Below are 14,639 nucleotides of genomic sequence, written 5' to 3' on the forward strand. Positions count from 1 at the left end.
ATTTAAAACCCCAAAAATGCGCATTGATAAGGGGAATTATTGTGAGCGTGCACTGTGTGCAGAAATCCTCAAAAGGACGTAGAACACCCCCGAAAGGAAAATAATTTTCATGCAAGTGCACGTTGAATTATTCGCTTTCGGGGGTGTTGAGTGGAGTTGATAGACGGGGCTATCGTGGAACTACTGTGCGTTCGTTACCTGCGAGATATGGGGCAGCTGACGTAGCGGCTTCTGGAATACCATCACCACCAGCGACAGGAAAATGAACACCGCGTAGAACAGCGCCGTGTACGTAATGCCCCAATCAACAATGAGGAAGCCTGCCAGCAGAACAGCCAGCGGGGTCAGCGCCATGTTCGGGATGCCCTGCACCGAGTGCACGCGACCGATCATATGCTCCGGGGTGGATGCGTTAATGTACGCAATGATGCTCGAATTGAAGGAGGGAAGCACAATACCCGCCAACACAATCAGCAGGCACACCGCCCACAGCATCGAATGAACCACCGGCAGCAACAGGTAGCAGGCCGACATGATAGCCAGGGAGGTGATACCGAGCGGGCCGAGCGCAAACTTCTCGGTCAGCGGGCCGACCAGGAACGAACCGAGCAACACGCCCACACCGAAGGCGCTCGCAAAGATGCCGATGAAGAGCGGGTGTGCGCCCTCCAGGGTGTAGTAGTAGATGAAGGTGAGCGGAATGCCGACCGTTCCAAAGTTTGCAAGCGTTGAAACGAACGCAATGGACACCAGCACCTTGTTTTTCAGGATGTACTCGAAACCGGCTTTTGAGTCCTGCCAGAAGCTGGTTTTCTCGCTCTCCTCCTCTTCCGCGGGCTGCCGACTAGCGCCGTAGCTCTTGGGTGCGACGATGAACGCCAGCAGGTTGACGACCGCGTGAACTGCGGTCATGAGCACGGTCGAGAAGCCGATAATGATGCCGGCGACCGGGCCGCCCAGCAGGTTGGCGGTGGACTCGCGCGTCTCACCCATACCGGATGCGTACCCTAGGTGTTCCTTGGGGACTACGCGGGTGATGATGGACTGTTCACTCGGGTAGTCGAAGGTGGAAATGATGGCGGCGAGAGAGATCGTAATCACCAAAATGTAAATGTTGGTGACGTTGAAAACGAGGTAGAGAAGAATCGCTATCCAGGACAGCGACTGGCCGATACAGGACAGTGCCAGGCACTTTGAGGGGCCGATTCTATCGACCCACGTTCCAGATACTGCTCCGGCGCAGGTGGCGAGAACACCCGCGACGAAGAGGGTGATACTCGCAGCTTCGGGGGAGCCGGTTAGCGCCAAAATAATGATGGGCGTGGTGATATAGCTCATCGAGTCTGAGAGCTGGTTGGCTCCAATGGCGAAGAGAGTATTTCGAAAATCTCTATTCTTGAGTAGCTCGGTGTTGACACTCATGGGGGACCTCCACGATGGGGTTTATGGTGTCGCGCGGTGTGCAATCCGTCGTGCGTAGTTCATCGTGCGCAATTCGTAGCGCGCAATTGTATGAGTGAATACCCCAACAGAGTCGGCTGTGCCTGCCTGTATTCGTCTGTTTTCGCCTGTGCTCGCCGGTCATCACGGGGTGGTTGAGGATGCACGGGGCGGCTCATCGGGAGCCACCCCCCCGCACAAGAAGTGTGTCGCGCGATACTTTAGATTCTATGAGAGATATGGGTCATATGCATGAAGGCACGTCGAAAAACTTTCCTTATTTTGAGTATTGACATTAGGGTTATAGTGACTATAATTCATTCTTGGTGCTTCCACCCAACCGAACCCTGAATGAACCCGGCTGAACCCGATTCCGGGCACGCCAAAGACGCCCGCCACCGGTCAGCCCCGCAACGCAGCGGGCAGGGGCGGGGGAGTGCAGAAGAGCACTACTCCACCAGGCCCGCGAAGCCCGACAGAGCCAGCACCTCCTCAACATCCTGTGGCACCGAACGCGCCACCCACGGCGAATGCACCAACACCGCCTGCCACTGACCGCGCGACACCGCCACATTCAAACGATTCGGCGAGAGCACAAACCCGGCACCGCGCCCAGAATCAACCCGCGACGACGCCAATGACACCAACACCACCGCAGCCTCCTGACCCTGGAACTTATCCACCGTACCCACACGCACGCCAGCACCCGAAGAATCAGCCAAATCAGCCGCAATCAGCGCCTCACGCACACAATCAACCTGTGCGTTATACGCCGCCACCACAATGCAATCCTCCGCCGCCAACGGGCGCGGCGCAGCACCAGCCGCCGGAACCCACTCACGGCCCAACAACTCGCGCACGCAATCCACCACCGCCTGCGCCTCCTGCACAGAACGCACCGAACAGCCCGCATGCTCCACCGGATACGACACCACACCCGGCTCAACGCCCTGCAGGGCACGACCAACCGTCGCCGCAGCGCTCGCCAACGCGCCATCATAGGACAGCCACGACACCCGCTCGCACAGCGCCGAATCCATGCGCCACGACTCACCCAAGAAATAGCCACAACGAGGATCCAGCGCCGCCGCCCCATCAGACAACCAACCCAACGCCGAAACATCCACCGGGTATGGATGCACACCTGTCGACACCTGTGGCAACTGCTGCGGATCGCCCAACAGTAGCACCGAACGCGCTGCACGGGCCGCCGCCACCGTATTCGTCAGAGAGAACTGGCCAGCCTCATCAACCACCAGCACATCCAACGACCCGGCAGGCACGCGACGCTCACTCACGTAATCCCACACCGTGCCGCCAAACAGCAGGCCACCCGCACCAGAAATCAGCTCCACCAGCTCAGAATCAGACACCTCAGACCACGGGGCATCCGGGGTTACCGACTTGCCGCGCAGACGCACCGCACGTGAAACATCAAAACCATCACGGGCGCAGCACGCCAACATAAGATTCTCAATCACCGCATGCGACTGAGCCACCACGCCCACCTTCGCGCCCTCCGCCACCAGGCGCGCAATCACATGCGAGGCGAGGAAAGTCTTGCCCGCACCGGGAGGGCCCTGAACCGCCACGTAGGAGTGGTCGAGAGCGCGAACCGCCGCGTGCACGGCATCCACCGTGGGCAGGTCAGAGGCGGAAAAATCAACCTCACAGGGTAGATTTTCTGCATTTTTGGCGTTCGAGGTGCCCTTCTTTAGGCGCGGCGGGCGGCGGAACAGCAAATCCGCGGAGGCGCTCTGTACCCCCGTCAGGGAAGCCGCCGCATCGAGCACGCTCGGCAGGGCGCGGGACGAAGCGGGGGCATCGGAAGGCTCAGAATCTTCACCGGATGCGGGGAGGTCAGATATCAGCGCGCTAGGCATGAGGGCACCGTCGAAAAGCAGCCTGTGCACATCAGACTGCAGAGCCGTCTCAATCGTGGCCGTAGACACCGGATCACCAGGACCAATACCCGAAGGCAGGGCGCCGTGCGGCTCATCCTTCACGCGGATGCGCTCCTGCAGAAGCACCTCCAAGAACTTGCCGGGCGACTCTTCGACAGCCTCTGCGGTAGTCTCTTCAGAGTTCGCAGAACCCTCAGATCCGGCACCAAAACCGCCCTGCGCCACCGCCAGCACACGCATGCCAAAGAAACCCGTCGCCGCCAACTCGGTGGGCATACGCTCATCCGGATTCGACGCACGGAAATAATTCAGCTGCGACTCCATGCGGTCCAGCGCAATCTGCGGGCTCAACCCCGCCTCATACGCACAAAAAACCGCACGGTCAGAGGGCGCAATCACCAGGCTTGGGTCAGCCTCAATTCGCGCACGCAGCAGGCGCACCTGTGCCCCGCGCACACGATACCAGCCGGGGGCGTCCTCAATCTCGGTGGGTTCCTTCATGGCGGCGGCAAGCGCCTCCAGGGCTGCGGGGGCATTCAGAAGAGCATGCGCATGCTCCGCCGAAAGCACCTGCACCCGATCAAGGTACGCGTAATCGCGGCTCGCCACCCACGCCGTCGGGCCGTCCTCCAGACGGCGAATGTGCTCACGCCAGAACGGGGCACGCTCACGGCGGTGATAATTCGTCATGGACAGTAGCATCGCCGCCTCAAGTTCACCGGCACCCCAGCCGTGCTCCGCCGCGTGCTCTTCGAGGGAGGCGAGCTGGGCATCTAGTAGGCACTGCAGGCGGTACTGCTCGCTGTCGTTCTCGACTGCGGCGGGCACTCGGTACATGGCCGGATGCTCCTCAGGTTCAGGGTTTTCGGCAGTGTCTTCGGTGACGAGCTCCGGGGCGTCGGTCGCGAGGGCAAGAGGTGCCGCCGCGTTCAGGCAGGCCTGGCATTCGCCGCAGGTCAGAAAATACGGGATGCGCTCGGCAAGTTCCGCCGGTTCCATACCCTCGTTCAGTGCCTCGGTGAGCGAGAGGAGGCGCTGCTCCTGCAGGCGAATCAGCGGCAGAATACGCGCCGAATCAACCCGGTGAGGTTGACCAGTGGGCGAGGAGTGCGCAGTATGCTCGGTGGGCTCAGCGGGCTCTGATTTGGACTCATTTTCGTGCTCTAGATAGAGATCGAGGCGCACCGCGTTCTTGGCACTCTCGGTAGTGCTCTCGGCGGTACCGGCGGTCAGCAGGTGCGCCGCCAGGGCACCGCGCAGTAGCGCACGATGCGCCGCCTCACTCGGGTGCGGGGTGCAGATGATTCGCGCGGCGCTGTCCGCGGTTGGGCATTCCAGGCGGTCAAGCTCCACCGTGTAGGTCAGCCCCTCCTCAGAGGTTGCCACCAGGAGCACCGGGCGTGCTGTGCCGCCTGCGTGCTCACTGCCGACTACTCCACTGCTGACCATGCCACCTTCGGTCAGCACTCGTAGACACTCGCGGTACGCTTCGCGGGCACGCTCGGACTTCTCAGGGGGGAGGGCTGACTGCTTCTGCGCGCATTCCCGAAGCTCGGTGTAGAGCCGCAGCTCGCATGCGGAGGTGGCGGTCAGATCAGCGAGGGTGAAGGTAAGGTCCATGGTGACTTTTCTGCTGGAGGAGAGAGAAACAAGGCGAATATAAAACTCCCGTCGCAGGGAGTGGGCGAGAGCACCGGTGGAGGAGTCTATCGGTACCCCGTGCTACCCCCTCGCCCCGAGAGGTTGATTTTTAGGTTTCACGTGAAACACTACAGAAAATCAACCTGTAAGGAATGATTTACAGGGCTTTCGGGGGCTATCCGGGTGCACATGTTAGGAGGCGGTACCCGCCGCAGCAGCAGTAGAAGCAGCCGGTGCTACCGCAGAGGGACCAGCAGAAGCACTCGGCGAGGTCGAGCGGTTCGCAATCGCTGCCGCCGCGGCGTCCACGCGTTCCTTCGCGGCGGGTAGTGTATCCGAACCGCCCAGACCATTCAGAATAATCGTGAAAATCAGGCGGGTTCCGTCGGGTCGGGTCGCCACACCGCACAACGAAGACACTGTGTACAGGGTGCCAGTCTTCGCCCGCACAAAGGTGCGTGCGTGCACGGCGTTCGCCGCACCAAAACGATCGGACAGGGTGCCGCTCACGCCCGCGACCGGGAACGTGCTCATGAGCTGCTCGGCGTGCTCGTTGGCGTTCATGAGTGCCACAACCTGCACGAGGGTTCGGGCGGTCACGCGGTCCGTCAACGACATGCCGCACACGTCCGCCTGCACCAGGTTTTCGATGTTCACGCCAGCATCCACGAGTGCCTGGCGTACGGTCTGCTGTGCCGCTTCGCCGCTGCCTTCCTTACCGGCGGCGATGGCAGCGCAACGGCCGAGCACCTCGGCCAGGGCGTTATCGGATTCGAGCATCATGTGTTGCGCCTGCTCCAGCAGGGTTGCCGATTCGACCGCAGCGATTTCAACTGCTTCCGCGGGGGCGGTACGGCGCTCAGCCAGGGTGAAGCTCAGGCCGGACTCCTTGCCGGCGGTGTTGAGTGCATCCACGAACGCCTGCTGCGCTGCAACTGCCGCATCGTCCGGGCGTACCGGGTTGCTTGGGGTCGACTTGCCCGGCACCGTGTGCGATTCGAGCGCAATCGGGTGAATGGGAGTGATCTGGCCGGATGCCAGGTCGGCAGTATCCCAGCCAGGGTTCACGCCGGGGCCGCTAAAGAAGGTGCCGTCAAAGTAGACGGGTAGCGCCGCGGCAGGTTTCTCACCCTGCAGGAGCGCCTTCACAGTCAGCTCAGCGAGGGTGCCCAGGCCTGCGCGTCCCACAATCTGCTTCGGGTTGGAGGCCCCGGCACCGAGCAGGGTGTCGCCACCCGCCATGAGGTACAGTCCGGCGGTGTCGCGGGTGACGCGGGTGCGTAGGCGCGCCTGTAGGTTAGCGTAGTGGCTGAGCGCGAATAGCGTCAGCACCTTAAATGTGGAGGCGGGCACGCGTGCGGTGTCGGCGTTGGCGGCGTACAGGTCGGCGGGTGCGGTGGCTGCTTTGATGTTGGGCAGGTTGCCGTCCATGCCGGTGACGAGCAGGCTGTACTGCGGGTAGGTGCCGTCCGCGAAGAGCGCGGTGAGGGCATTGCGTAGCTGCTCCTGCTCCGCCTCGGGCAGTGCGGGGGCGAGGGTTGGGCTCGGAGCGGCGGAAGTGGTTGCATTGGCGGTGCCGGTTGCGCTGTCGGTGGGGCTTGCGGAGCCTTCGGGGCGTTTCTGTTCGGTCGCGGCGGATCCGCAGGCGGTGAGGAGGAGCATGCCGCCGAGGGTGAGTGCGGCGCGGCGGGTGAGGGTGGTGCTCTGGGTGTTGTGCTTGTTGGAAGGCATCTTTTGAGCATAGCGGGCGGATGGGGTGCCTATCGAGTTTACGTGCCGGTGCCGTGATGCTCATGCTGCGCTCTTGCTGACCTTCACGAACCTTATCTGGGGTGCCCGGCACGGTGGCGGGCGTGCCCTGGCGGGCGTGGGACTAGGTGGAACGTTAACGGTGGTGTGTGCGTGGTAAATTACGCTGGTTTTGGTGCCGAATACGCGGTTTCGGTGTGCGTGAACGGGTTACAATGGGTGAGTTCAACACCTAACTTTCGCACCTTGCGCGCCGAAGTCGCCGCGAAAGTGACTCTAACTCACGAGAAAGAAGGTTCCGATGGAACTCGATGTCACTATTGAAATTCCCCGCGGCTCCCGTGTGAAGTACGAAGTGGACCACGAGACCGGCCGCCTGCGCCTGGACCGCGTGCTGTTCACCTCCATGCAGTACCCCACCGCTTACGGTTACTTCGAGAACACCCTCGGTGAGGACGGCGACCCGCTGGACGCAATGCTGATCCTGGACGTTGATGTTGTTCCCGGCGTGCTGGTTGAGGCTCGCCCGGTTGCTGTGTTCAACATGACCGATGAGGCTGGCGGCGACGCTAAGGTTCTGTGCGTTCCCACCGACAAGCGTTACAACCACATCAAGTCCCTGGCTGATGTTCCCGAACAGCTGAAGGCTGAGATTCAGCACTTCTTCGAGCGTTACAAGGACCTGGAGCCCGGCAAGTGGGTTAAGGGCGAGGGCTGGGAAGACCTGGCCGCTGCTGAGAAGATGGTCCAGGAGGCTATCGACCGTTTCGCAGCTGAGGGTCACTAAACTGCCGCACCGTTAGGTGCACCCGGTTTTTGTCAGGGGACGTGTTCCCCGTGTCTGGTTCGTGCGAGTTTCGTGCGTGCTGGAGGCGGTGGGCACGCCCCCTTTTTTGTTGTACTCCTTGATTGTGTTCGGAGGTTCCGGGAAGAGCATTTGCAGCCGAACTATTCTTCGGAATCACAGCCTCAGAGAGATTCTTGGGGTGCTATTATGGGCATATTACGAAGAATAGTTCGTATAAATTGAGGTTCTGTAGCGGTGAGGAGGAAACCCCATGGCATTCGACGCAACGGGGTTCGCGCAGGAATTTGGTGCCCAGGTTCGCGCCGTACGCAAGTACGAAAAAATCACTCAAATGGAGTTGGCGTGGATGGTTGGGATCAGCGATAAAACGATCCGTGATATTGAACGTGGGCTACCCGGCCCATCAATTGGTGCGGTCCTCAAGGTCGCCCAAGAGCTCGGCATCGAGCTGACTATTGCCAACCCCCTCACCTAACCCTCCCGCACGCCTATATAAAGGAACCACCATGCAGAATGGACGCGCAGGACGCCTGCACCCCGCCGTCGGCACTGCCCGCCGCCACCTCGCCGCCGCCCTCGAAAAGCTCCTTGGCGCCGGAAGCATCAAAGCCACCGGACGCTCCCGCACCGCCTCTACCGCGGACGCCGCCGACCTACCCTTGCTCCTGGTCGCCTGCAGCGGCGGCCCCGACTCCCTCGCGCTGGCAGCCATTGCCGCGCACTTTGCCCGCCGCAGCGACGTACGCGTAGGCGCCATCATCGTCGACCACGGCCTACAAGAAGACTCCGCCGCAATCGCCGCGCAGACTGCGCAGACCCTTGCCGACCTGGGGCTTCACCCCGTCATCACCGAAAAAGTGCAGGTTCCCGCCGGTAACATGGGCCCCGAAATGGCGGCACGCACCGCCCGCTACAGTGCCTTCGCGAGAGCCATCGAGGCGACCGGTGCCCGTGCCGTACTGCTCGGCCACACCCTTGACGACCAGGCAGAAACCGTGCTGCTCGGCCTGAGCCGAGGCTCTGGCACACGCTCCCTAGCGGGCATGCCGCCTGTACGCGTCGAAGAGGGCGTCACCTACCTGCGACCCTTCCTTGACCTGCGCCGCACCGACATGCTCGACATCTGCGACGCCGAAACCCTCACGCCCTGGATTGACCCGACCAACACTGACCAATCCCTCATGCGTGCCCGCATCCGCCACAGCGTGCTGCCCTACCTGGAGAAGTATCTCGGGGGGGACGTCGCCCGCTCCCTGGCGCGCACCGCCTCCGTAGCTGGCCCCGATGCCGAATACCTCGACGAACGGGCACAGGCAGCCTACAAGCAGGCAATCCTACCCGCCGGAACCGCTGTGCGCGGCATCGAAGGCGAGGACGCCGTGCTGCTGGACCGTGCGCAGGTGGCGGCGCTGCATCCGGCGCTTCGTTTGCGTGTGCTTGCGACGGCCTGTAAAGCCGCCGGGGGAGAGAACCCGGGCTTCGAGCGACTGCGGGCGCTGGACTTTTTCACCGCCGAATATGCGGTAGCTGGACCCGTTCAGATGCCCGGTCACGTAAGCGCGTACCGTCGCCGCAAAATTGTGCATCCAGCAACTGGTAAATGCCTGGACGTGCTCGTATTAGTGCCAACTCGACCCTAACTAGGTACCCGCGGAGCCTCCTCAGCACACACTGTCTGCGTGGTAAGGTGCGCCGCGGCGCCGTTTTAAGCCATACTTAAGGCGAACATCATCCACATTGTCCGCTGGGGGAAGGTATGAAACCCCGTACCTGGGGCTCCGGCGGAGACGCAGAGCGTCTAAAGATACGAAGGAATACATCGTGCAGGCTATCGACGTGCAGGACGATATTAAGAACGTTCTCTTCAGCAAGGAAGAGGTTAATGCGAAGGTCGCCGAACTGGCGGCGCGCATCGACGAGGACTACGCCGGTAAGGACGTGCTGTTGGTGGGTGTTCTCAAGGGCGCCATCATGATTATGGCTGACCTTTCCCGTGCTCTCAAGGGCCACTACACCATGGACTGGATGGCTGTTTCTTCTTATGGTTCCGGCACCAAGTCCTCAGGTGTTGTGCGTATCCTCAAGGACCTGGATACCGACCTGGTAGGCCGCAACGTCCTGATTGTTGAAGACATCATTGACTCCGGCCTGACCCTGGCATGGCTGCAGCAGAACCTGATTTCTCGCGGCGCAGCTTCCGTTGAGATTTGCACCCTGCTGCGCAAGCCTAAGGTTGTCAAGGCTGACGTTGATGTCAAGTACGTCGGTTGGGACATTGAGCCCGAGTTCGTTGTTGGTTACGGCCTGGACTTCGCTGAGAAGTACCGCAACCTGGACTGTGTCGCAACCCTGCACCCGCACGTTTACTCCTAAGCCTTCACCTCAGCAACCATGCTGTTGGTGGTGACGCCCCGCTTCCTCACGTTTGTGGGGGAGCGGGGCGTTGCTGTACCCGACTGTGGATATATCCGGAGATGGACGCGGGAGACGCAGCCACCCAGACGTACCGTTGCCGCGGATACTAGCTACCAAAGATACCAGCCGCCGCGAATACCCGACGAAGAAGATGCACTTTCAGCCCCGCCGAATGCTACAACCCTTTAGCCCGCAGGTGAAATAGAGAAGCCCGGTACCTAGCCGCTCGCTGAGGTAGGGTACATTTAAGGTTGCATCGTAGGGTGTTCCGGCTAGCAGGCCGCACCCCAACGGGTAACAGCCGCAACGTAAGGACAAAGCATTGGCGCAAAACCCCAATACTCCACAGAAAGGCTCGGAGGCCTTCCTGAAGAAGCTGATTCATAGTTCCTGGTTCTTTCCGGGTGTAGCTATTGTGGTCATGCTGGGTTTCCTCATGACCTCCTTCTTCACTCAGCCCTCGCGTCAGGTGGACACTAACGTCGGTCTTCAGCTGCTCAACGACCATCAGGTCAAGAGCGCAAAGATTTACGACGGCGACCAGCGCGTCGAGCTGCAGCTTAAGGACGACTACAAGAAGGGCAACGACAACTACGGTAAGTCGGTGCGCTTCTACTATGTGCAGCCCCGCGGCAACGAAGTTGCTAAGGCAATGGAATCCGCTGAGCTGGAAAGCTACACGGACCAGCCGGTTGAGCACAGCTTCCTGGGCTCCCTGGTGTCCCTGCTGTTGCCGATTCTGATCTTTGGTGTGCTCTTCTGGTTCCTGATGGGACGAATCGGAGGCGGCTCCTCCGTGATGAGTTTCTCCAAGTCCCGCGCGAAGAAGTTTACCAAGGATAAGCCGGAGGTACGTTTTAGCGACGTCGCCGGTGTGGACGAGGCGCTCGCTGAACTGGAAGAAGTCCGCGAGTTCCTGGCTGAACCCGAAAAGTTCACCCGCCTGGGTGCAAAGATCCCCAAGGGCGTTCTGTTGTACGGCCCTCCCGGCACCGGTAAGACCCTGCTCGCCAAGGCTGTGGCGGGCGAGGCTGGCGTGCCGTTCTACTCGATTTCTGGCTCTGACTTCGTTGAAATGTTCGTAGGTGTGGGCGCGTCCCGCGTGCGAGACCTGTTCAAGGAAGCGAAGAGCGACCCCGCCGCCATCGTCTTCGTCGACGAGATTGATGCTGTTGGTCGCCGCCGTGGCGTCGGCATGGGTGGCGGTAATGATGAGCGTGAGCAGACCCTGAACCAGATGCTGGTTGAGATGGACGGCTTTGACGGTAACTCGAACGTCATCGTCATTGCGGCAACGAACCGACCTGATGTTCTGGACCCGGCGTTGCTGCGTCCTGGTCGTTTTGACCGCCAGATTGGTGTGGACGCACCCGACATGCAGGGCCGCGAACACATCCTGCGCGTTCACGCGGCAGGCAAGCCGATCGCTAACACTGTTGACCTGGCTCAGGTCGCGAAGCGTACCCCCGGCTTCACCGGCGCTGACCTGGCGAACGTCATGAACGAGGCGGCTCTGCTGACCGCCCGTGATAACGGTAACGTGATTGACGACCGCGCTATCGACGAGGCAATTGACCGCGTCATGGCTGGTCCGCAGCGTTCCTCGCGCATCATGAACGAGCACGAACGTAAGGTCACCGCATACCACGAGGGCGGTCACGCCCTGGTCGCGGCGGCACTGCGTAACTCCGCGCCGGTCACGAAGATTACTATTCTTCCGCGTGGTCGCGCCCTGGGTTACACCATGGTCATGCCGCAGGATGACAAGTACTCCACGACCCGCCACGAACTGCTCGACCAGATGGCGTACGCGATGGGTGGCCGTGCGGCTGAGGAAATCGTCTTCCACGACCCGTCCACCGGTGCTTCTAACGACATTCAGAAGGCGACCGACACCGCCCGCAAGATGGTTACCGACTACGGTATGAGTGCCGTGATTGGTTCCGTGAAGCTCGGCGGCGAAGATACCGAACCGTTCCTCGGCGGCGGCGGCGCTTCGGCACGCAACTACTCTGATGCAACCGCGGCAAAGGTCGACACTGAGATTCGCGCCCTGCTGGAGCAGGCACACGATGAGGCATTCCAGATTCTGTTGGAAAACCGTGATGTTCTAGACCGCCTGGCCTTCGCCCTGCTCGAGAAGGAAACCCTGCTCGAGAACGAGATTGCCGAAATCTTCAAGGATGTTCGCAAGCGCCCCGAGCGTGAGTACTGGTACTCCAAGCCGACCCGCGAGCGCACCGACATCCCGCCGGTGAAGGCACCGAGCGAGCTGGCGAAGGAAGCTGAAAAGGCTGAGGAAGCACCTGTCGCTGCACCGGCAGCTCCTGCTACGGCACCTACTGTTCCTGTAGCACCGGCTGCACCTGCACAGCAGGCACCCGTACAGCCGCCGGTCACCAACCCGGATGCCGACCCGACCGTCGCAATGCCCACCCAGCAGTACCCGAACTACCCCGTGCCTCCGGCGCAGCGCCCGGAGAACGGCACCCCGAACCAGAATGGAGAAGAGAATGAGCGAGGCTAAGAACGCCGTCGACCAGCCGCGTATTGAGGCGGCCGTCCGTGAGATTCTGCTCGCGATTGGTGAGGACCCGGACCGTGACGGTCTGCAGCAGACCCCGGCACGTGTTGCGCGCGCCTACGCGGAGTTCTTCTCGGGCTTGCACCAGGACGCTGGCGAAATTCTGGGTACGACCTTCGACATTGCCCACTCTGAGATGGTGCTGGTGAAGGACATCCCGTTCTACTCCACCTGTGAGCACCACCTGGTACCTTTCCACGGTGTGGCGCATGTGGGTTACATTCCCGGTCCGGACGGTAAGGTGACCGGTCTGAGCAAGCTTGCCCGCGTGGTGGATATGTACGCTCGCCGCCCGCAGGTGCAGGAGCGTCTGACCACGCAGGTGGTGGAGGCTCTCGAGGAGCACCTGAACCCGCGCGGCGCGATTGTGGTGATTGAGGCTGAGCACATGTGCATGTCAATGCGCGGTGTGCGTAAGCCGGGCGCGAAGACCGTGACCAGCGCGGTACGCGGTGCGCTGATGAACACCGCAACCCGCGCGGAGGCGATGAGCCTGATCTTCTCGCAGCGCTAAGCGCACTCTAGACACGTTAAAAGGGGCGGAGGTGAAGACCTCTGCCCCTTTTCGCATCGCCAAAGTGCTCTGAGAGTGTGTTGTGAGCTGTCGCCTCCTGAACGGCGGTGCAGTGAATACTATGTCTCAGAAGCTAGAAGAGCCCGGCACTAACGCTGCAGGCTATCCTTCGCCTCGCTCGGATCATCCCAACCCAGGACAAGCGTCACGATCAAGCCCAGGGCAATGAAACCGCAACCGGTTGCGGTGCCGAAAGCAATCCAACGCACGGCGGGAGCATTTTCAGCGAGCACAATAGTCACCAGCGCGGCAAGAGCCACCAGGGAGAGGATCCAAGCTCCAGTCTTCATATTCACAATGAGTCACTTCCTAGAGTATGTATGTGTGGGGGCGCGCTGCCGACTAGGAACGCGCCCGGTGCGATATGCGTGCTCTCCCAGCATACCCTTAAATAGGTATCTGTAATGCAAATATTGCATGTTGTGTCACCAGAATCGCCCCGTCGGTGTCCCGACCCCCGCCCCAATAGCCATTCCAATCACAGCGGCACACATGGGAACACCGCAGATTCGGTACGATAAATTTATGACTGAATCCACACACACCACTCGTGTAGCCTCTCTGCCCTGCGATGCGCTCGCTGCTGAACGCACCCTCGTGATGGGCATCCTCAACGTCACCCCCGACTCCTTCAGTGACGGCGGACAGCACTACGCCGCCACCGATGCTATCGCCCACGCCGCCCGCATGATCGCTGAGGGCGCCTCCATTATCGACATTGGCGGAGAGTCCACCCGCCCCGGCGCAATCCGCATCAGCGTGGAGGAGGAGCAGCGCCGCATCCTGCCCGTTATTGAGGTAGTCGCGCAGATGGGCACCACCATCAGCGTGGACACCATGAACCCGCAGACCGCCCGCGCCGCCATCGCCGCGGGTGCGCACATCATCAACGATGTGTCCGGCCTGAACGTGAGCGATGAAATGATTAAAACCGCCGCCGAACTGCAGGTGCCGTACATCCTCATGCACGCCCGCGGCACCTCCCAGACCATGAACAGCCTGGCGGAGTACCCGCGCGGCGTGGTCACCGAGGTTGTGGAGGAGCTGACCGGCCTGCGTGAGCGTTTCCTTGCCGCCGGTGTGCTGCCGCAGAACCTGATTCTTGACCCGGGTCTGGGCTTCGCGAAGGGTGGCATGCAGGACTGGGAGCTGCTCGCCGCTATTGATGAGCTGCACCACCTGGGCCACCGCTTGCTCATTGCCGGTTCCCGCAAGCGTTTTATTGCGAACGCCCTGACCGCGGCGGATATGGCGCTGGCTGAGCGCCTGAATGCGAGCGGTTTCACCGCAACCGATGCGGGTGAGGCTGAACGTGAACTGTGGCAGTCGCTGTCGGAGCCGCGCCCGGCTCAGCATCGTGCCGTAGCTTCTGCGGCGGTGACCGCCCTGGTGGCGGCGCGCGGCGTGTGGGCGGTGCGCGTGCACGACGTGCCCGCCAGCGTGGATGCGGTGACGGTCGCCTCCGCGCTGCGCTCTGTTAGCTAGAGCCCTGCCAGCTAAACCCCGCCCGCGACCGCCGACTAC

The 14,639-nt window shown here is 61.4% G+C and carries 11 protein-coding genes; 7 read left to right on the forward strand and 4 right to left on the reverse strand.

Translation table 11 applies throughout. The features are described 5' to 3' along the window. Positions 1-180: 180 nt before the first annotated feature. From QFX07_RS00570 to dacB, 3 genes are all read right to left on the reverse strand, one after another. Positions 181-1,422 carry an MFS transporter gene (locus QFX07_RS00570; protein WP_279742233.1) on the reverse strand — a complete coding sequence of 414 codons (1,242 nt, stop codon included), beginning with the start codon at positions 1,420-1,422 and terminating at the stop codon, positions 181-183. Positions 1,423-1,889: 467 nt separating this feature from the next. Beyond that, positions 1,890-4,964, reverse strand: a complete 3,075-nt coding sequence (locus tag QFX07_RS00575; protein WP_279754492.1) for a DEAD/DEAH box helicase — start codon at positions 4,962-4,964, stop codon at positions 1,890-1,892. A gap of 213 nt (positions 4,965-5,177) precedes the next feature. Next, the gene (gene dacB, locus QFX07_RS00580) at positions 5,178-6,716 is read right to left on the reverse strand and encodes a D-alanyl-D-alanine carboxypeptidase/D-alanyl-D-alanine endopeptidase (protein ID WP_279754495.1); all 1,539 of its coding nucleotides are present in this window, start codon (positions 6,714-6,716) and stop codon (positions 5,178-5,180) included. Positions 6,717-7,035: 319 nt separating this feature from the next. On the opposite strand from dacB, the gene ppa reads away from it, so the two are divergent. From ppa to folE, 6 genes are all read left to right on the forward strand, one after another. Then, positions 7,036-7,521, forward strand: coding sequence for an inorganic diphosphatase (ppa, locus tag QFX07_RS00585; RefSeq protein ID WP_279742230.1), 486 nt, complete (start codon positions 7,036-7,038; stop codon positions 7,519-7,521). Between the two features lie 271 nt (positions 7,522-7,792). Continuing rightward, a complete protein-coding gene (locus tag QFX07_RS00590; protein ID WP_279742229.1) occupies positions 7,793-8,017 on the forward strand; it encodes a helix-turn-helix transcriptional regulator in 225 nt (74 codons plus the stop codon). A 31-nt stretch (positions 8,018-8,048) separates the two neighbouring features. Next, positions 8,049-9,182 (forward strand): tRNA lysidine(34) synthetase TilS, encoded by a 1,134-nt coding sequence (tilS, locus tag QFX07_RS00595; protein ID WP_279754498.1) that lies wholly within the window; start codon positions 8,049-8,051, stop codon positions 9,180-9,182. A gap of 181 nt (positions 9,183-9,363) precedes the next feature. Then, the gene (gene hpt, locus QFX07_RS00600) at positions 9,364-9,915 is read left to right on the forward strand and encodes a hypoxanthine phosphoribosyltransferase (RefSeq protein ID WP_279742227.1); all 552 of its coding nucleotides are present in this window, start codon (positions 9,364-9,366) and stop codon (positions 9,913-9,915) included. 364 nt (positions 9,916-10,279) lie between these two features. After that, positions 10,280-12,484 carry an ATP-dependent zinc metalloprotease FtsH gene (gene ftsH / locus QFX07_RS00605; RefSeq protein ID WP_348539267.1) on the forward strand — a complete coding sequence of 735 codons (2,205 nt, stop codon included), beginning with the start codon at positions 10,280-10,282 and terminating at the stop codon, positions 12,482-12,484. Beyond that, positions 12,471-13,055: a GTP cyclohydrolase I FolE gene (gene folE / locus QFX07_RS00610; RefSeq protein ID WP_049347520.1), complete on the forward strand. Its 585-nt coding sequence runs from the start codon at positions 12,471-12,473 to the stop codon at positions 13,053-13,055. The genes ftsH and folE overlap by 14 nt, the downstream gene beginning before the upstream one ends. A gap of 149 nt (positions 13,056-13,204) precedes the next feature. Here the strand turns inward: folE and QFX07_RS00615 are convergent, their stop codons facing one another. Further along, on the reverse strand, positions 13,205-13,411 hold the full coding sequence (locus QFX07_RS00615) for a hypothetical protein (protein ID WP_279754502.1): 207 nt from the start codon (positions 13,409-13,411) through the stop codon (positions 13,205-13,207). Between the two features lie 229 nt (positions 13,412-13,640). Between QFX07_RS00615 and folP the strand changes: the two genes are divergently transcribed. Then, a complete protein-coding gene (gene folP / locus QFX07_RS00620; RefSeq protein ID WP_279754505.1) occupies positions 13,641-14,600 on the forward strand; it encodes a dihydropteroate synthase in 960 nt (319 codons plus the stop codon). Positions 14,601-14,639 lie beyond the last annotated feature (39 nt).

Origin of the sequence: Rothia similimucilaginosa, assembly GCF_029850985.2 — a bacterium.
Taxonomy (GTDB): domain Bacteria; phylum Actinomycetota; class Actinomycetes; order Actinomycetales; family Micrococcaceae; genus Rothia.

What these genes read in the sequence shown, in the direction of transcription:
- QFX07_RS00570 (WP_279742233.1), bottom strand. Translation starts at nt 1,422, where the DNA reads ATGAGTGTCAACACCGAGCTACTCAAGAATAGAGATTTTCGAAATACT.
- QFX07_RS00590 (WP_279742229.1), top strand. Translation starts at nt 7,793, where the DNA reads ATGGCATTCGACGCAACGGGGTTCGCGCAGGAATTTGGTGCCCAGGTT.
- folE (WP_049347520.1), top strand. Translation starts at nt 12,471, where the DNA reads ATGAGCGAGGCTAAGAACGCCGTCGACCAGCCGCGTATTGAGGCGGCC.
- tilS (WP_279754498.1), top strand. Translation starts at nt 8,049, where the DNA reads ATGCAGAATGGACGCGCAGGACGCCTGCACCCCGCCGTCGGCACTGCC.
- dacB (WP_279754495.1), bottom strand. Translation starts at nt 6,716, where the DNA reads ATGCCTTCCAACAAGCACAACACCCAGAGCACCACCCTCACCCGCCGC.
- folP (WP_279754505.1), top strand. Translation starts at nt 13,641, where the DNA reads ATGACTGAATCCACACACACCACTCGTGTAGCCTCTCTGCCCTGCGAT.
- ppa (WP_279742230.1), top strand. Translation starts at nt 7,036, where the DNA reads ATGGAACTCGATGTCACTATTGAAATTCCCCGCGGCTCCCGTGTGAAG.
- QFX07_RS00575 (WP_279754492.1), bottom strand. Translation starts at nt 4,964, where the DNA reads ATGGACCTTACCTTCACCCTCGCTGATCTGACCGCCACCTCCGCATGC.